Origin of the sequence: Ellagibacter isourolithinifaciens, assembly GCF_008831035.1 — a bacterium.
Lineage (GTDB): Bacteria > Actinomycetota > Coriobacteriia > Coriobacteriales > Eggerthellaceae > Ellagibacter > Ellagibacter isourolithinifaciens.
This window is the reverse complement of the sequence record NZ_WAJR01000001.1, coordinates 249036-266043: the sequence shown is the minus strand read 5'-3', so window position 1 is coordinate 266043 and position 17008 is coordinate 249036. Positions and strand designations below refer to the sequence as shown.

General features: G+C 57.6%; 14 protein-coding genes and 5 tRNA genes. 15 read left to right on the top strand and 4 right to left on the bottom strand.

Features of this window, described 5'->3' with window-relative positions; genetic code table 11:
* The first annotated feature begins 241 nt into the window (after positions 1 to 241).
* The 6 genes from secG (at position 242) to dcm (ending at position 3917) form a co-directional block, all read left to right on the top strand.
* Entirely contained in the window at positions 242 to 496 is a 255-nt protein-coding gene (gene secG, locus F8C90_RS01190; RefSeq protein WP_158048604.1) for a preprotein translocase subunit SecG, read from the top strand.
* 83 nt (positions 497 to 579) lie between these two features.
* Positions 580 to 655, top strand: a tRNA-Gly gene (locus tag F8C90_RS01185).
* Between the two features lie 63 nt (positions 656 to 718).
* Positions 719 to 792 (top strand) — tRNA-Cys (locus F8C90_RS01180).
* 38 nt (positions 793 to 830) lie between these two features.
* Positions 831 to 906, top strand: a tRNA-Gly gene (locus F8C90_RS01175).
* A gap of 136 nt (positions 907 to 1042) precedes the next feature.
* The gene (locus F8C90_RS01170; protein ID WP_158048603.1) at positions 1043 to 2548 is read left to right on the top strand and encodes a Sau3AI family type II restriction endonuclease; all 1506 of its coding nucleotides are present in this window, start codon (positions 1043 to 1045) and stop codon (positions 2546 to 2548) included.
* A gap of 109 nt (positions 2549 to 2657) precedes the next feature.
* Positions 2658 to 3917 (top strand): DNA (cytosine-5-)-methyltransferase, encoded by a 1260-nt coding sequence (gene dcm, locus F8C90_RS01165; protein WP_158048602.1) that lies wholly within the window; start codon positions 2658 to 2660, stop codon positions 3915 to 3917.
* A 199-nt stretch (positions 3918 to 4116) separates the two neighbouring features.
* Here the strand turns inward: dcm and F8C90_RS01160 are convergent.
* Both F8C90_RS01160 and F8C90_RS01155 read right to left on the bottom strand, forming a co-directional pair.
* Positions 4117 to 4191: transfer RNA gene (locus F8C90_RS01160), tRNA-Val, on the bottom strand.
* A 197-nt stretch (positions 4192 to 4388) separates the two neighbouring features.
* The gene (locus F8C90_RS01155; RefSeq protein WP_158048601.1) at positions 4389 to 5189 is read right to left on the bottom strand and encodes a teichoic acid transporter; all 801 of its coding nucleotides are present in this window, start codon (positions 5187 to 5189) and stop codon (positions 4389 to 4391) included.
* 267 nt (positions 5190 to 5456) lie between these two features.
* On the opposite strand from F8C90_RS01155, the gene F8C90_RS01150 reads away from it, so the two are divergent.
* Both F8C90_RS01150 and F8C90_RS01145 read left to right on the top strand, forming a co-directional pair.
* Positions 5457 to 6359 (top strand): TerC family protein, encoded by a 903-nt coding sequence (locus tag F8C90_RS01150; RefSeq protein WP_158048600.1) that lies wholly within the window; start codon positions 5457 to 5459, stop codon positions 6357 to 6359.
* Positions 6360 to 6488: 129 nt separating this feature from the next.
* A tRNA-Leu gene (locus tag F8C90_RS01145) sits at positions 6489 to 6577 on the top strand.
* A gap of 251 nt (positions 6578 to 6828) precedes the next feature.
* Here the strand turns inward: F8C90_RS01145 and F8C90_RS01140 are convergent.
* Positions 6829 to 7794, bottom strand: a complete 966-nt coding sequence (locus F8C90_RS01140; RefSeq protein WP_158048599.1) for a diacylglycerol/lipid kinase family protein — start codon at positions 7792 to 7794, stop codon at positions 6829 to 6831.
* Between the two features lie 79 nt (positions 7795 to 7873).
* Here F8C90_RS01140 and rnd point away from each other — a divergent pair, with 79 nt between their 5' ends.
* From rnd to F8C90_RS01115, 5 genes are all read left to right on the top strand, one after another.
* A complete protein-coding gene (gene rnd / locus F8C90_RS01135) occupies positions 7874 to 9019 on the top strand; it encodes a ribonuclease D (protein ID WP_158048598.1) in 1146 nt (381 codons plus the stop codon).
* Positions 9020 to 9174: 155 nt separating this feature from the next.
* Positions 9175 to 9843 (top strand): zinc metallopeptidase, encoded by a 669-nt coding sequence (locus F8C90_RS01130; protein WP_158048597.1) that lies wholly within the window; start codon positions 9175 to 9177, stop codon positions 9841 to 9843.
* A gap of 5 nt (positions 9844 to 9848) precedes the next feature.
* Positions 9849 to 11408, top strand: a complete 1560-nt coding sequence (gene xseA / locus F8C90_RS01125) for an exodeoxyribonuclease VII large subunit (protein WP_158048596.1) — start codon at positions 9849 to 9851, stop codon at positions 11406 to 11408.
* Positions 11409 to 11441: 33 nt separating this feature from the next.
* The gene (gene xseB / locus F8C90_RS01120) at positions 11442 to 11690 is read left to right on the top strand and encodes an exodeoxyribonuclease VII small subunit (RefSeq protein WP_158048595.1); all 249 of its coding nucleotides are present in this window, start codon (positions 11442 to 11444) and stop codon (positions 11688 to 11690) included.
* 225 nt (positions 11691 to 11915) lie between these two features.
* On the top strand, positions 11916 to 13130 hold the full coding sequence (locus F8C90_RS01115) for an acetate/propionate family kinase (protein WP_158048594.1): 1215 nt from the start codon (positions 11916 to 11918) through the stop codon (positions 13128 to 13130).
* 144 nt (positions 13131 to 13274) lie between these two features.
* On the opposite strand, the gene pta is transcribed toward F8C90_RS01115, so the two are convergent.
* Positions 13275 to 14264 (bottom strand): phosphate acetyltransferase, encoded by a 990-nt coding sequence (gene pta, locus F8C90_RS01110; RefSeq protein ID WP_158048593.1) that lies wholly within the window; start codon positions 14262 to 14264, stop codon positions 13275 to 13277.
* Between the two features lie 214 nt (positions 14265 to 14478).
* On the opposite strand from pta, the gene glf reads away from it, so the two are divergent.
* Positions 14479 to 15696, top strand: coding sequence for a UDP-galactopyranose mutase (gene glf, locus F8C90_RS01105; protein WP_158048625.1), 1218 nt, complete (start codon positions 14479 to 14481; stop codon positions 15694 to 15696).
* Between the two features lie 5 nt (positions 15697 to 15701).
* The gene (locus F8C90_RS01100) at positions 15702 to 16724 is read left to right on the top strand and encodes a glycosyltransferase family 2 protein (RefSeq protein WP_158048592.1); all 1023 of its coding nucleotides are present in this window, start codon (positions 15702 to 15704) and stop codon (positions 16722 to 16724) included.
* The last annotated feature ends 284 nt before the right edge of the window (positions 16725 to 17008 follow it).

Here is a 17008-nt window from a genome sequence, read left to right as displayed (position 1 = left end):
AGGTCCAACGCGCGCTTCCGCGCCGGGTCGTGCTAGAATGCGGTCATCCGCAGCGCCGATGGCGCCCCGATCCCCGTCGCACCGGCAAGGCTTCCGGTCGGCTTTTCCCGCAAAACTTAACTCGCACTTTGGCGGAGGAAGCCCTTGTTTCGTTATGCCGTTTCCCGTATAATCTATAACTTGCGTATGGTTGCGCGCGATGCGCAACAGGTAGTAATCGAGTAACGAAAAGAGTAACGTTTTGAATCCATTGCTCATCCTCATGCTGATTCTGCTGGTCATCTCCGGCATTGGCTTGATCATCTTCATTCTTCTGCATTCCGGCAAGGGCACCGGCATCTCCGACATGATTGCCAGCTCGGTGTATTCCACGCAGACGGGTACGAGCATCGTCGAGAAGAACCTTGATCGCATCACGATCATCTTCGCGATCATTTTCATCGTGTCCCTTCTCGTGCTGATGGTTATTTACCCTCAAGGATCGATTTCCCGTTAGCTTGCAATATCCCCTAATATCAAAAAAAATGAGATTAGGGGTTGCGCAATGAGGTAGAAAGGCGTAATATACTACCTCGCGACGCGGACATGGCTCAGCTGGTAGAGCACCACCTTGCCAAGGTGGGGGTCGCGGGTTCGAACCCCGTTGTCCGCTCCATTGTCATGAACGGGCTGGTCAGGCTAATGTTTGGCCAGCTCTTAAAATGACAGACGCCAGGATGGCGACGTGGCCAAGTGGTAAGGCAGAGGCCTGCAAAGCCTTCACCCCCGGTTCGAATCCGGGCGTCGCCTCCAATTTTGACAATCGTCTCGCGAAAGCGAAGCGAACATATGCGGACATGGCTCAGCTGGTAGAGCACCACCTTGCCAAGGTGGGGGTCGCGGGTTCGAACCCCGTTGTCCGCTCCAGAATCTCAAACGACCTGGTCATCCGACTGGGTCGTTTTTTTATATCACAAGTCTCTCGCATATCCCGAAAAGGCGGCTATCATGGGCTCACGCCAATCGCTAACACCATCTTGTTTTCGGATAGGGGAGAAGAATCATGTCGGTATGGAAGCTTTCGCCCAACGAGTGCAGAACGCTCGATCTCAGCAATCCAGATGAGCTGTTGCGGTATGCCAAGAAGCTCGTTGGTCATTCTTTTCGAGAGGTGCTTATGCTTGGCATATCGCCTGATGATTCGTCGATGAAGGATTATGGCAACGTTAAGTTCAAAGGCGGTATGGGCACGCTCATCGAGGAGCGCTACTTTGGTTATAAGGCGAATAGCGATGAGCACCCTGATTTTCCAGATGCCGGCGTAGAGTTGAAGGCTACCTGCTACGACGTCAAAAAGGACGGAGAACTGTCTGCTGGAGAGCGGCTTTCCATCACTAATATACATTACGACGAACGCATTGAGGTCAATCTTGAAGAGTCTGGCGTTTGGCACAAGGCTTCCCTTATTCTTCTCATATATTACGAGCGCAACCGCTCTATCGAAAAGCTTGATCAGAAAATCAAGTACGTGATTATGTTTACGCCGTCTGATGTTGACTGGGCTATCATCAAGCAAGACTATGAGTTAATTCAGAAGATGGTTATGGACGGCGAAGCTGATATGCTGAGCGAGAGCTTGACGCGCTATCTTGGAGCGTGCACTAAAGGCGCGACTGCCGCCAAGTCCTGGGTTAATCAATATCGAAATCCCGCCCGACAGGCAAAGCAGCGGAATTTCTGCTTTAAGCGTCAGTATATGGATTACATACTGCATCACTACATTATGAGCGAGCCGGAAGACAGCGAGAGCATCATTGAAGACGCTTCCGTTCTGAATAAGCAGACTTTCGATGAATATGTGCTGTCCGTGATTAACGCTTATGCTGGGAAAACTGATAAACAGCTTTGCGAAATGCTTGGAATGGCATACACGGGGAACAAGGCGCAATGGGTTTCAATCACTTATAAGCTTCTCGGTCTACGAGGCGAACATGCTCAAGAGTTCGAGAAGGCGGGTATCAGCGTTCGCACTATCAGGGTAAAGCTGTATGGAGGAGTGAAAGAAAGTCTGTCGCTTGACACGTTCGATTTTATCGAGCTGCTCGAAGAGGAGGATTGGGAGCACTCTGATCTCTTTGCTTATTTTGATGAGACTAGGTTTCTTTTCGTCGTCTTTCAACAGGTTGATGAGTCGATGGTCCTGCGTGGCGCCCGCTTCTGGAGTATGCCGATTACTGACCTGGAGGGCCCCTTGCATGACGTTTGGGATAAGACGAGAGAGGTCATAGCTGAGGGCGTTGAGCTTGTGCCAGTAAGGCAGAAGGACGGCAAAATCGTTGTCAAAAACAACTTGCCCGGCAAGCAGGATAACCCTGTTGCGCACGTCCGTCCTCACACGGGAAAGAGCGCATATCGTTTCATGGACGGTTCGGAAATCGGCGATGTCGAGAGACATGCCTCGCCGTTGCCGGACGGACGCTGGATGACGAAGCAGAGCTTCTGGCTGAATAACGATTACGTGTACAGCATTGTCGATTTGGTAGGGGACAACGACAGCGAAAGAGGTTAGTGCTCTTTTTCTGGGTGTCCCATAATCGGATCTTCCCATAGCGGTGTTGATCGGATACAATAGCCTTCTGTGAAATTCAACAGGCACAGTAGCTAAGGAGAAACGTGCCATGAATACTATCAAAGTTGCCGAGCTGTTTGCCGGCGTGGGAGGCTTTCGCCTTGGTCTGGAGGGCTATAGCAATCCCGACAATCCTGAATTCGATATGCCGTCTGCGGGTCCTTTTGAGACTATTTGGGCGAATCAGTGGGAACCGCCTGGAAACGATAGCAAGCAGTTTGCCTGGCGCTGCTACGAGGAACGTTTCGGAGAAGGAAGCTGCGTTAACGAGGATATCAATAAAGTCCTCGATGCTTACGAAAAGGGCGAAACTGATATTCCCGATGTCGATATGGTTGTCGGTGGTTTTCCTTGCCAAGATTATTCAGTTGCTAAACCGCTCGCGAAGGCTGGCGGTATCGAGGGCAAGAAGGGCGTGCTCTGGTGGGATATCTACCGATTTCTGCATCTGAAAGAGCCTCGATATGTCCTCCTTGAGAACGTCGATAGGTTATTAAAGAGTCCGGCTTCGCAACGCGGTCGCGATTTCGCCATCATGTTGTCGTGCCTGTCTGATCTTGGCTACTCCGTTGAATGGCGTGTGGTCAACAGCGCTGAGTACGGTTTCCCGCAGCGCCGCAAGCGCGTTTACATTTACGCTGAGCTCACATCCGAGAGCTGGAACCTCGAAGAGCGCATTTCGAGTGGGGTATTGTCTTCTGCTTTGCCGATAGTAAAGCCAGAAGCCTTCAATGATTTCATGGTCCCGAATGACCCGTACGAGGCTACGCAATCGTTCAACGTAGGCGGCAAAAGCAAATCGCCTTTCGGCACCGCTGGGGCGATGAGCGATTTCCATGTTGTCACGTGTGATGTCGCCGAGGACTTCTGCGGTGAGCGCCGTACGCTCGGTGATGTGATTGTCTCGCCGAAGGAAGTACCGGAGTCGTTTTATATTCCCGAGGAGAAGCTTGAGAGGTGGCGCTATCTCAAGGGTTCGAAGAGCGAGGAGCGCGTGAACAAGCAGACGGGTTTCAAGTACCATTATTCGGAAGGTTCGATGGCTTTTCCCGACTTGCTTACCAACCCGTCTCGCACAATTTTAACTGGGGAGGGCGGCTCGGGAGCTTCCCGCTTTAAGCACATTGTGGAAATCGATGGGCGCTATCGTCGTCTCGTTCCCGATGAGCTTGACCAGCTGCAGGGTTTTCCGAAGGGCTGGACAAATGTCGGCATGACTGATGGACATCGCGCGTTCTGCATGGGCAATGCGCTCGTCGTGGGGATACCGCATCTCATAGGGGAGCAGATAGCGGCACAACAACGTTAACGTGGCTTGCTCTCTCGCTTGAGGGTTTCGTCACCTTTTTAGCTATCAAGAAGGCCGCCATCGCCTTGGTCGGGCGATGGCGGCCTTGGTTTATCTCGATAGCGGAAGGCGTCCCGATGATGGGGCATGGCTCTGGTTGACTCTAGTAGATTCTGCAAATAGCAAAAGAGCCAGGCGCTTTGCCTGGCTCTTGGATTCATGGTGGGCGATACAAGATTTGAACTTGTGACCCCTACCGTGTCAAGGTAGTGCTCTCCCCCTGAGCTAACCGCCCATGATTTGTTTCCGCTCCGTGTTTCTGCTTGGCGCGTCAACAAGACGATAGTTTACCAGAACGAGAATCTTTGCCAACCCCTAATCTCAACTTTTTTGAAAAGTTTGGTCGGGTGGGAAATCCGCCCGAGTTGCAACCCGTTCTCACACCTTGAAATGTCTTGCCGTGAGCGGCGTTCTAGGGTCGCCTTCCGTCTTTTACTTCGTCACGCGCACGCCGACGTAAATCGCAGTGTCGGGAAGTCCCTTGATCTTGTAGACACTCGACAGCGGAATCGCGGAAACTCGCCAGTTGTACGTCGCGCCGTTTGCGTCAATCGTGCCGGAGCGATAGGTGTTTCCTGCGCTGTCGGTTCCCGAATCGACAATTGGCGCCTCAGCGAGCCCTGAAGCCGCCATCGCATTCTGGATAGCCGCATCTACGCCGCCCGACGAGAAGTCGGCGAACTTCAGCCTCATGTCGGTCGTGCCCGAATGGTTAACCGAAAGCGTCCACGAGCCCTTCAGAAGGCGCGAGGCATCCGTTGCCGAAAGGCTCGATATGCCGCTTGCGTACATCAAGCCGGCTTCGGCGAGGGGGACGTCGCTCGGAAGCTTCACAATATCGAAGCCGCCATCGAGGTATTCGCCTTCCTTAGTCGTCTCGTAGGTGGTGTACCCGGCATCGACGAGCGTTTGCTTGATCGCGTCGTCGCTGCTTTCCATAAACGTCGTAAGGTTGGGGATGTCGTAGCTCACGTCTCGCGCGAGGTTGTCTGAAACTGTCTGCTCTGCTCGCGCAGGCGCGCCGTAGACGCCGTCGAAGTACTTCGCGAGCATGAAGGCGCCGATGAGGGCTGCAACAATGATGAAGACCCCGGCCAGGGCGTACGATGTGCGGGGGAGCTCGAACGGCCGCGCAAGGCTCGAGCCGTCGATATACTTCACGGAACCTTCGATGTCGGTGAACTCGGGCTCGTGGTTGCGATAGGGCGCATCTTCGAACTTATCGATTGTCATGCTTTGCTCCTGGATGATTTGTGCATTTCGCCGATTATAGCATTGCCCGTTCATAGCTCCATGGTAGGATACCCACTGCCCGTGGGGGAGTAGCTGGCGCGACATACGCGCGGCACGTTCAACATCGTGGTTCGTCATAAGACGGATCTGGCGTGTCTGAAATAGCGAGACTCATGGCGCATCGATTCTGTCGGTGCGCCATGAGTCTTTTTTTATACCCCCGAGCATTTTGACGAGAAGGCCGGAACTGAAAAGGAGACAACGACAGTGGACCTTTCCATCTTTGCAAGTCCTGAGGCATGGATCAGCTTAGTAACGCTCATTTTTTTGGAGATCGTGCTCGGTGTGGACAACATCGTGTTCATCTCGATCACCTCGAATCGCCTGCCGGAGGAGAAGCAGCATATCGGCCGCAAGCTCGGTCTCGCCGGCGCGATGCTCTCCCGTTGCATCTTCCTTTGCTTCGCAAGCTATCTCGTGCACATGGTTGCGCCCCTGTTCACGATTGACCTCGGGTTCTTCGCTCACGGTTTCTCCGTGCGCGACATCGTGCTCCTGCTCGGCGGCGCGTATCTCATCTACAAAGGCATCGATGAGCTGCGCGACGTGCTCGCGCTCACCGAGGAGAAGGCGTCTCACTCCGATGAGCACAAGGCGAAGCATCAGATTGGTCTTGGTCAGGCTATCGGTACCATCATGGTGATGGATATCGTCTTCTCAATCGACTCGGTTATCACGGCGGTGGGCTTGGCGAACTACCTCATCATCATGATCCTCGCGGTTGTAATCGCAGTCATTATGATGATGGTGTTCATCGACCCGATTTCCGACTTCATCAACAAGCACACGGAAATGAAGATTCTCGCGCTCTGCTTTATCTCGGTCATCGGCATTCTGCTCGTGCTCGATTCGCTTGGCATCAACTCGGGTATCGAGGTTCTCGACATGCACATGGAGAAGCTCATGGTGTACTTCGCCATGGTGTTCGCCTTTGTGCTCGAGCTCATTCAGATGCGCTGGTCGTCGAATTACGCGAAGTGGAAGCGGGAAGTTGCCGCGGGCTCGACCTCTGCGAACGACGGCACGGTGGGGAAGACGGCGCGTGAAGAGGCTTCTGCAGATGCAAAGGCTGTTGAAGCGGGCGATGCTTCCAAGGGGGAGGGCGAGTAGCTCCCGCATGCCGAAGGGCCTTTGGGCGGGTTTATCGAAGGTGTTTTAAAAAAGTTGAAATTCCCTCTTGCGCGCTCAGCTGGTTCTGGTAATATATGCAACGTTGCGTCTGACGCAGCCGAGAAATTCGTCGGAGTGGTGGAACGGCAGACACGCTAGCTTGAGGTGCTAGTGCCCACTTAACGGGTGTGCGGGTTCAAATCCCGCCTCCGACACCATTGAAATCGAAAGCCCCTCATCAGAGGGGCTTTTTCTTTTTCGTGAGACCCGTGGACCCGTGAGACCTATGTTGGTGCAATCGGGCTGATTGAAGGCGATGCGATGCGGGAAAGCTGCGCACCTCGATGACCCGTCGGCTTTTTAGACGGTTCGAAGCTGGTTGCGCGTTCCCAGGGCTGCTCGAGCGGACAGCCAGCCAGAAAGTTTCGCGTAGACCGCCGACAGCAGCCTCCACCCCTTTGGGACTCGCCTAAGCCTCCCTGTCGGTCCAGGGGGCAAGTTTCGCGTCGCCCTCGGCGCCGAACAGCTCGACGCACTCTTCCGACACGACGAAGCGCGCGGCGCTGGGGAGGATACGTGCTGCGAAGGGCGTCGTCGCCTTTGCGACCTCGCCGTCGTATTGAATCTGCATCGGCGGGTCGGCCTCGACGACAACCTCCCTCGCCTGGAACGTCTCGATGGTCTCGGGGCTGTCCTTAAAATTGCCCTCGTGGTCGATGGCGCGGGCGAACAGCGCCGGTAAAAGCCCAAACGCGTTTTCGGCCTTCAGCACCACGATGTCGAGCAGTCCGTCGCGCGGGCTGTTCTTGTTCGTGACGGAGATATCGAATTGAATCTTCGAGAAGTTCACGATCAGGATTCCCAACCCCTCTTCCTCAACGGTCTCGCCGTCGAGCGTGAGCGTGATCTTCGAGGTGGGAGGCAGGGGGTTTGCGAGCGCGGCGGAAAAGTACGCCATAGGCCCGAGCAGGCGTTTCGAGGGCTGTGCCCCCTTCATGATCATCGCGTCGTACCCGGCACCCGCCATGATGCCGAAGCCTTTCTTCGCGGATTCGCCGTCATCGGCGCGAAATTCGATTTCGGCCATGTCGAAATCGAGCGTGATTCCGGCGCGCAGCATCTTCGCGAGCGCATGGGGCTCGTTGGGCGCTGCAAGGTTCAGCGCGAGAAGATTTGCGGTGCCTGCGGGAAAGGGCATGACGGGAATTCCTGTGCCGGCAAGGGAATACGCGGTGGTAGTGACCGTTCCGTCGCCGCCGCTCGCGATGACCGCGTCAAAATCTCGGGCGTCGGTGATTAAGCTTTCGAGCTCGGTCGTCCCATCGGTTGAGCGCAGGCAGACCTCGTCGCCGTCGGCGGCGAACGATCGCACAAAATCGTAAATCGCGCCTTCTCCGTAACCAGACGCCAGGTTGTTCAGCACGAGTAGTTTCACAGATTCCCCTTCGATTGCTATTATGAGAATTGTAAAGCAACACGCGATTCAGGCGTGCTAGATAAGTAAGGAAACCATTTTGTACCTAGCCGACCAAGCGAGCCTCGAGGCGTTCGTCGAACGCGTTACGGGCGCAGAAGTGCTCGCCATCGATACCGAGTTCCTCCGCGAGACAACCTACTACCCGAAGCTCTGCCTTTTGCAGATGGCCACCGACGACGAAGTCGCCATCATCGACCCGCTCTCGGTGGACGACCTTTCCGTGATCGCCCCGCTTCTAGAAGACGAGCGCACGGTGAAGCTCTTTCACGCGGGCGGGCAGGACATAGAGATTCTCCTGCGTGAGGTGGGATCGATGCCGCGTCCCCTTTTCGACACGCAGGTGGCTGCGGCTCTTCTCGGCCATACGCAGCAGATTGGCTACGGGGCGCTCGTGCATGCTGTTTGCGGCGTCACGCTCAAGAAAACCGACTCCTATACCGATTGGTCGCACCGCCCGCTCTCCGATTCTCAGATCGACTATGCGGCCGACGATGTAATCTATCTTCCGCGCGTATACCGCAAGATGAGAAGCGAGCTCGAATCGAAGGGACGCCTTGGGTGGCTTGCCCCCGACTTCGAGGAGATGATGAACCCCGCGAAGTACAGTGAGGATCCTCGCCTGCGCTATCGTCGCCTGAAACGAGTGACGCAACTTGACGGGAGGCAGTTGTGCGCGGCGCGCGAGTTCGCGGCGTGGCGCGAGGAGGAAGCCCGCAAACGCGATATGCCCCGCAAGTGGCTTGTCTCCGACGAGCAGATCGTGGAGGCTTGCCGTCGCGACGCGCGCACGATCGACGATCTTTACATGGTTCGAGGTGTGCGGGAGAAACTTCCCGTGCGTGATGCCCGCGCGGTGATTGAGCGCATGAACAAGGCTCGGTCGCTTCCGAAAAGCGAATGGCCCAATCTGGGGAAACCGTCGCGCAATGAGCGCAATGTGGACGCTTCAATCGACCTCATGGCAGCGCTTGTCCGCCTGCGCGCGAAGGAGAACGGGGTTGCCATGCAGACGCTGGCGAGCCATAGCGATTTGGCGGCGCTTGCGCGAGGCCACTCTGAGGACAGCGATCTGATGCGCGGGTGGCGATGGGCGCTTGTGGGGGAGGAGCTTGTCGACCTCCTCGAAGGCCGCATCGCTTTGAGCCTCAGCAAGGGCGAGCTCGTCGTCGAGCGTCTGGGGTAGAGGGGTCTGCTTGGAGGGGACTCCTTCCGATTGAGGACGTTTCGCGTAAAGCGCCGCCGTGCGTTTGGGCGCGGGTTTGCATGCGCTAAAGTGTACAATTGTTCGTAATAACGAGAAGACATCGTCTCCCCTTTATGAAGGAGTGAGTTGTATCTATGTTTATGAGTGGAAGCTACCTCGCATTCATCGTCCTCACCATGGTGATCGGCCTGGGGGCTCAATGGTATGTGAACAGGCAAATCTCCAAGTTCTCGCGCGTGAGGTCGTCGTTCGGCATGACCGGTGCCCAGATGGCGCAGCGCATGCTTGCCGACCACGGCATCACCAACGTCGCGATCAGGCAAGGCGGCGCGGGGCAGGACCACTTCGACCCGCGCAACAATTCCATCACGCTCGACCCTGAAGCCTACAACGGCACGAGCATCACGGCGATTGCCACGGCGTGTCACGAAGCGGGCCACGCGTGCCAGTTCGCGCAGGGCTATACACCCATGACGGTGCGCGGCGCGCTCGTCCCTGCGGTGAACCTTGCATCGAACGCCTGGGTTTTCCTGCTCGTGATAGGAATCGTTCTGCAGCTTGAGGGCCTTCAGGCGCTCGCGATTGCCATGTACGCGGTTGTCTTGGTATTCCAGCTGGTCACGCTCCCTGTCGAGTTCAACGCTTCGCACCGCGCGATGGACTACCTGTCAGGTGTCGGAGTCGTCTCCGCTGAGCGCAAGGGCGCCTTCAACGTGCTGCGCGCCTGCGCTTTGACCTATGTGGCCGCGGCACTCATCTCCGTGCTGCAGCTTCTGTGGCTTTTAAGCCAGCGCGAAGAATAGCTGCCATGGAACGCTGGGAGGAAAGCCTTAAGCGTGCTCGCAGCGCAGCGCGGGCAGCGGAGGGCCAAACGGACGCAACTTCTCGTAAATATGCTTCCGGGCAGGCGAAATTCGGGTCAACATATGCGGTCGAGTCTACGGGCGGGGAAGGTAAGGCAGAACCCGAGCCCCTCACCGTCTCGGGTGCCATGGCGCTTGCGAAAGGAGCGCTCGAGAACGTCACCGTGAAGCTCGTCGGCGAGGTATCCGAGGTGTCGAACAAGGCGGGCTATAAGGCCGTCTATTTCACGGTGAAGGATCAGAAGGCATCGCTTCCCTGTATGATGTGGCTCAATCGCTATCGGGCATGCGGAGTCGAGCTCGATGTCGGCGCGCTTGTCGAGCTGACGGGGCGGTTCACCCTCTACGCGCCGAAGGGTCGCATGAACTTCGACGTGTTCTCGGTAAGCTTGGCGGGCGAGGGGAACTTGCGTATGCAGGTTGCGAACCTCGCGCGCAAGCTTTATGTGGAAGGTCTCACCGACGAGGCGCGAAAGCGTCCCGTTCCTGCAAATATCCAGGTTGTAGGCCTTGTTACCTCGCCTCGTGGAGACGCAGTGCACGATGTCTTGCGAACGCTTCGCCGTCGCTGGCCGCTTGCGAGGGTTCTCGTCGCGGGTGTACCTGTCGAAGGTGCGCGTGCGCCGCAGGAGCTCGTCCGCGGCATCGATTGCGTGTCGCGCGCGGGTGCCGAGGCGGTTCTGCTCGTCCGCGGCGGCGGGTCGTATGAGGACCTCATGCCCTTCAACGACGAGGGGCTTGCGCGCGCCATCGCAGCATGCCCCGTCCCCGTGGTGACAGGCATCGGCCACGAGCCTGACACGACCATTGCCGACCTTGTGGCCGACGTTCGCGCTTCGACCCCGACCGGCGCTGCCGAGGCGGTGTCGCCCTCGTCTGCCGAGCTGTCGGGGAACCTCGTCGCTCGTGCGCGGGCAATCCACGACGGTCTTATTCGAAGACTCGACCGCTCCCGCGTGGCCGTCGACCGCGTTGCCACCCGCCCGGTATTTAAGGACTCGTCCTATCTGCTTGGCACCGACATGCAGACTATCGATTTCCTCTCCGAGCGGCTTGTGCGCACCGAGCCTGCCCGCATAGCGCGCGAGCGCGATTCCGTCGATGCGCTCGCCGCCCGCCTCGCCCGCGCGCTTCCTGCGAACACCGAGCGAAATCGCGTGGAGCTCGCCTCGCTTACCGTCCGCATGCGCGCAGCGGGCGCAGGCATCGCGCAGCGGGACGAGGCGCGTCTCGAGACGCTTTCGGGCCGTCTCGCTTCACAAGGGAAAAGCCTGGTCGCGCCCTTCGCTCACGAGGTTGGGCTTGCTGCCTCGCGCTTGAACGACCTTTCTCCGCTTGCCGTCATTGCCCGCGGTTACGCGATTGCCCGTACTGACGACGGAGCGGTGGTTAAGAACATCGGTCAGGCACCTGTGGGCTCGAAAGTCGCCGTGCAGGTGTCGGACGGCACGCTTTCGTGCACGGTGGACGCGGCAGCGCCCGCGACAGATGTCGCATCCAAGTAGACTAACGACAGCGATTGATAAAGGAGAAACCCTATGGTAGAAGAGAAGCCGATCGAGGAGCTCACCTTCCGCGAGGCGATGGCGGAGCTTGACCGAATCGTGGGTGTGCTCGAGAGCAATTCGCTCGAGCTGGAGCAGAGCGTCACGGCCTATGAGCGCGGGGTGAAGCTGATAGCCTCGCTTAAGAAGCGCATTGACGGCGCCCAGCAGCGCATTGACGTCCTCATGGGCGAGCTGGAGAAGCCGGCAGACGACGAGGTCCGCGACACGACGCTGTCCTAGGCGCGAGCGACGGTTCTCTGCCAATAAACCTTGGGATTACCATCGTCCATCAGCGACTTTGCGAGAACGCAGGCTTCCTGCCCCATGCGAAAAGAAGCCTGCGTGTCCGCTTTTCGTCTCTAATGAACAGCGGAACCGCTTGCCGAATTCGAACGGCTCGCACGTCCGCTGTTTGCAGCGCATGCCTACAATTTACCAAAACGAAACGTTGTAGGAGGTTGGCTGTTGAACGTTCTGGTCATCAATGCAGGCTCGTCCTCTCTGAAGTATCAACTTGTCCACGTCGAAAATCATGCTGTCATTGCGAAGGGCATCTGCGAGCGCGTGGGCTCGGCAAACGCCTTCCACAAGCACGGAATCGACGAGAACGAAGTGGTCATCGATGCGCAGATGGCCGACCATGATGCAGCCATGGCGCTCGTGCTGGACTCGCTTATCAACAGCGACGACGCCCCCATCAAATCCCTCGACGAGATCGACGCGATCGGGCACCGTATCGTCCAGGGCGGCAAGTACTTCGACAAGTCGGTCCTCATCGACGATGACGTTATCGAGAAGATCGACGAGCTTGCCGAGCTCGCCCCGCTTCACAACAAGGCGGCTCTCATGGGCATCCGCGCGTGTCAGAAGCACATGCCGAATATTCCTATGGTCGCCGTGTTCGACACCTCGTTCTTCCAGACGCTGCCGCCGAAGGCCTACATGTACCCGCTTCCGTACGAGTATTACGAGAAGTACGCCATCCGCAAGTATGGCGCCCACGGCACGTCGCACCGCTACATCTCCGAGCGCGCAGCCGTCGTGCTCGACGAGCCGTTGGAGGACTTGAAGCTCATTACCTGCCATCTGGGCAACGGTTGCTCCATGAGCGCCATCGACCATGGCGTTGCCGTGGACACCTCGATGGGCCTGACGCCGCTCGACGGCCTTATGATGGGTACGCGCTGCGGCGCGATCGACCCGGCCATCGTTCCGTTCCTCATGGAGCACGAGAATCTCACCACCTCCGAGGTCAACGACGTTATGAACAAGAAGTCGGGTCTGCTTGGCATCTCGGGTGTGAGCAACGATCTGCGCAGCGTGCGCGACGCCTCCGAGGGCGGCAACGAGCGCGCACAGCTCGCCTACGACATGTACTCGAACTCGGTGAAGAAATACATCGGTGCCTACATTGCCGTCATGGGCGGCGTCGACGCCATCGTGCTTACCGCAGGCGTCGGCGAGAACTGCGAGAAGATGCGCCGCATGATCTTTGCCGGCCTGCAGCCGCTCGGCATCATCCTCGACGAGGAGAAGAATCGCCAGCGCGGCTTCGAGCGCGAGATTTCCGCTGACAACTCGGCTGTGAAGATCATTATCATCCCCACCAACGAGGAGTACATGATCGCGCTCGACACCTTCCGCATTGTGGAGGAAAGCGAAATCGATCGAGATATCTAGCTTGTCAGGTCATTCCTTTTCGCGTGCGCGTCGGTTAAAAGGGCAAGGGCGCTAGCGCGAGGTTGAAAAAACAATCGGGGGGCTCACGTTTGAGCCCCCCGATTCGTTGCCGGTATAAGTGCCGGGTAAAACTTGCGCCTGAACCTACTTCACGGCCTGTGCCTGCACGCAGGTGATTGCGACGACGCCCACGATGTCATCGGCGGTGCATCCGCGCGAGAGGTCGTTCACGGGCGCGGCGAGTCCCTGGGTGATGGGGCCGTAGGCTTCCGCCTTCGCGAGGCGCTGCACGAGTTTGTACCCGATGTTGCCCGCATCAAGGTCGGGGAAGATGAGCACGTTCGCGTGCCCCGTGACGCGCGAGCCGGGCGCCTTCGATTCACCCACGGAGGGCACAATGGCGGCATCGAGCTGCAATTCCCCGTCGAGTTCGAGGCTCGGGTCGAGCTCGTGGGCAATTTCCACCGCGCGCACGACCTTGTTCGCATCGTCGTTTCGCGCCGACCCCTTCGAGGAGTGGGAGAGCATTGCGACGGCGGGCTCGGTTCCCATGAGCGACTTCCACGAGCGTGCGGAGTTCACCGCGATATGGGCGAGCGCCTCGTCGTCGGGTTGCACCTCAAGGCCGCAGTCGCTGAAGATGAACGTGCCGTTTTGGCCGTATTCGCAATCGGGGACCACCATCACGAAAAAAGAGCTCGCGAGCTTCACGCCCGGGGCGGTCTTTAGGATCTGCAGGCATGGGCGCAGCACGTCGCCGGTCGAATGGCAGGCGCCCGACACCATGCCGTCCGCTTCTCCGCACTTCACCATCATGACGCCGAAATACAGGACGTCGGAAATCTTGTCGAGCGCGTCTTCGGGCGTCATTCCCTTGTGTTTACGCAGTTCATAGAGGCGCGTAGCGAACTTCTCGCGCAGATCGGACGTTTCGGGGTCGATGATGCGGACTCCGCGAAGCTCGCGTCCCCCCGCCTTCAGCTCCTCCTCGTTGCCGAGGACGATCACGTTGCAGGCGTCGTGCGCGATGAGCTTCTCGGCAGCTTCGAGCGTGCGGGGATCGTTGCCCTCGGGCAGCACAATCGTTTGCTTGTCGGCTTTCGCTCGCGCGAGCATGGTTTCCAAAAACGACATGCGCATTCCTTTCTCCAGGTATACGCTGCGCATTCTACCCTTGTAAGACGGCATTTTTTGTTCCGTTTGTATGTGATGGCGTATAGGGTAGGATGTTATCGGTAGAATAATCTAGATTCGGAAGCGGGCGCTCACCGTCGCGCGCGTCGTCCGAGCGGGCCCGCTTACCGCGGCCTCTTAAAACCATCACATGCGAACGAAAGGCAAAGCTCACATGGGCGTGCAGTACACACAGTTCAACGAAGTGAACATGAACGACATCGACGCGGTTGTCGTCGGCAGCGGATTCGCCGGTGGCGTCGTGGCTCGCGAACTTGCGGAGCGTGCGGGCAAGCGCGTTCTCATCATCGAAAAGCGTCCTCACATCGGCGGCAACATGTACGATGAGAAAGACGAGGCGGGCATCCTCGTGCACAAGTACGGCCCGCACATCTTCCACTCCAACGACAAGCGCGCCTTTGATTACGCGCGCCGCTTCTCCGGCTTTTTGGGATATCAGCATCGCGTGCTCGCCGATTGGTACGGAACCTATATGCCCGTGCCCTTCAACAAGAACTCGATGGAAATCGCGTTTGGCGAGGAGAAGGCCGCACACTACATCGAGAAGCTCATCGACACCTTCGGCGACGAGTGCAAGGTGACTATCAACGAGCTGCGCGAGCAGGACGATCCCGAGCTCGCCGAGATCGCCGATTTCGTGTACAAAAACGTCTTTTTGTACTACACGCAGAAGCAGTGGGGGCTCACGCCCGAGGAAGTCGACCCGTCGGTGACGGCGCGCGTTCCTGTTTTCATCTCGCGCGATAACCGCTACTTCCAGGACGCCTACCAGGGCATGCCCGTCTTCGGCTACACGAAGCTCTTCGAGGAGATGCTCGACCACGAGAATATCCAGGTGTGTTTGAACACCGAGGCGGAAAGCGTGTTCGAGCTCGAGTTTGAAAGCGAAGCCGAGGACGCCCCGCTTTCCGCTATCAAGCTCCACGGCAAGAAGTTCGAGGGGCCCATCGTCTACACTGGTCCGCTCGACGAGCTCTTCCTCGCGCGTTTCGGGCGCCTGCCTTACCGCAGCCTCGACTTCGTGTACGAGACATTCGATAAGGAGCATGTGCTGCCGTGCGGAACCGTGAACTTCACGGTCACCGAGGACTACACGCGCATCACGGAGTTCAAGTACCTGACCGGCCAAAAGTCGGACAAGACCACCATCATGAAGGAGTACTCGCGCGCCTACGAGGACCCCAATACGCAGACTCCCTACTACGCCATCCTCTCCGACGAGAACCGCGTGCACTACGAGCGCTACCGCGCCCTCACCGCGAAGCTTCCGAACTTCTACCCGCTGGGACGCTTGGCCGAGTACCGCTACTACAACATGGACAAGATCATCAGCCTCGCGCTCGAGCTTTCCGACAAGCTGGTTGAGGAGTAGCTTTCATGAAGACCATCTCGTTCGCGGTGCCGTGCTACAACTCCGCCGCCTACATGGACAAATGTATCGAGTCGCTTTTGGCCTGCGGTGACGACATCGAGATCATCATCGTTGACGACGGCTCGACCAAAGACGACACCCCCCAGAAGGCTGATGCTTGGCAGGAGGCCCACCCGGGCATCATTCGTGCCATCCATCAGGAAAACGGGGGCCATGGTGCTGCCGTGAACACTGGCCTCGCTGCCGCTGAGGGGTTGTACTTCAAGGTCGTAGACTCCGATGACTGGCTCGATGAGAACGCGATGCGCCAGGTCATGGCCTATCTTCGCTCGCAGCTCGAGCGCGATCATGCGACCGATCTCGTCATCGGCAACTACGTCTACGAGAAGGTGCACGAGGGCACGCGTACGGTGATGGGATACTTCAACGTGTTTCCGACCGAGGAAGAGTTCGGCTGGAAGGACGTGAAGCATTTTCGCCAGAGCCAGTACCTGCTCATGCATTCGGCCATCTATCGCACCGAATTGCTTCGCGAAACCGGCCTGAAGCTTCCCGAGCACTGCTTCTACGTGGACAATATCTTCGTGTACGTTCCGCTGCCGTTCGTCGACACCATGCGCTACCTCGATGTCGACATGTACCGTTACTTCATCGGGCGCGAGGACCAAAGCGTGAACGAGAGCGTCATGATGGGACGCATCGACCAGCAGCTTCGCATCACGCGCTTCATGATCGACGCGGTGCGTCTGCCCGACGATGTCGTGGAGCCGAAGCTTCGCCGCTACATGTTAAACTACCTGTCCATGATGATGTGCATCTGCTCTATCTTCTGCCGCATGATCGGAACGCTTGAGGCGGACGAGAAACGCCATGCCATCTGGGAGTATCTGAAGGAGAACAACCCAGGCGCATATGGTGCGGTTCGCCGCAGCGCGCTTAATGTGGGAACGAATCTGCCCGGCGAGCTCGGCCGTTCGCTTGGCATCTCCGGATACCACCTCGCGCAAAAGGTGTTCAAGTTCAACTAACACATCTGCGGGTCGGATCGGCTCTGCGCTTGTAAGTTGGTGTTTGGTTCCTGCTGGTATAGCCTGCGAAAGCCGTCTTCGGGCGGCTTTTAGCGTCTTTACGCCCTGCTTCTCTCGCTTCCGCTCCGCGTTTTTCCTCTCAGGCTCTGCTTTTACGCATTCGTGTTCATATTCTTACCTTTACTTGATATAGCTGAACACTTCCCGTATCCTGATTCGAGTTCAAGATTCACGATTGAGGCGCGGGGCTCTAGGCTGCCTTGTGCTTTTTCGCATATAACCCG

Coding starts and splice junctions, on each gene's coding strand:
- F8C90_RS01170 (WP_158048603.1), top strand. CDS start 1,043: ATGTCGGTATGGAAGCTTTCGCCCAACGAGTGCAGAACGCTCGATCTC.
- F8C90_RS01130 (WP_158048597.1), top strand. CDS start 9,175: ATGTTTATGAGTGGAAGCTACCTCGCATTCATCGTCCTCACCATGGTG.
- pta (WP_158048593.1), bottom strand. CDS start 14,264: ATGTCGTTTTTGGAAACCATGCTCGCGCGAGCGAAAGCCGACAAGCAA.
- xseA (WP_158048596.1), top strand. CDS start 9,849: ATGGAACGCTGGGAGGAAAGCCTTAAGCGTGCTCGCAGCGCAGCGCGG.
- xseB (WP_158048595.1), top strand. CDS start 11,442: ATGGTAGAAGAGAAGCCGATCGAGGAGCTCACCTTCCGCGAGGCGATG.
- F8C90_RS01155 (WP_158048601.1), bottom strand. CDS start 5,189: ATGACAATCGATAAGTTCGAAGATGCGCCCTATCGCAACCACGAGCCC.
- glf (WP_158048625.1), top strand. CDS start 14,479: ATGGGCGTGCAGTACACACAGTTCAACGAAGTGAACATGAACGACATC.
- dcm (WP_158048602.1), top strand. CDS start 2,658: ATGAATACTATCAAAGTTGCCGAGCTGTTTGCCGGCGTGGGAGGCTTT.
- F8C90_RS01100 (WP_158048592.1), top strand. CDS start 15,702: ATGAAGACCATCTCGTTCGCGGTGCCGTGCTACAACTCCGCCGCCTAC.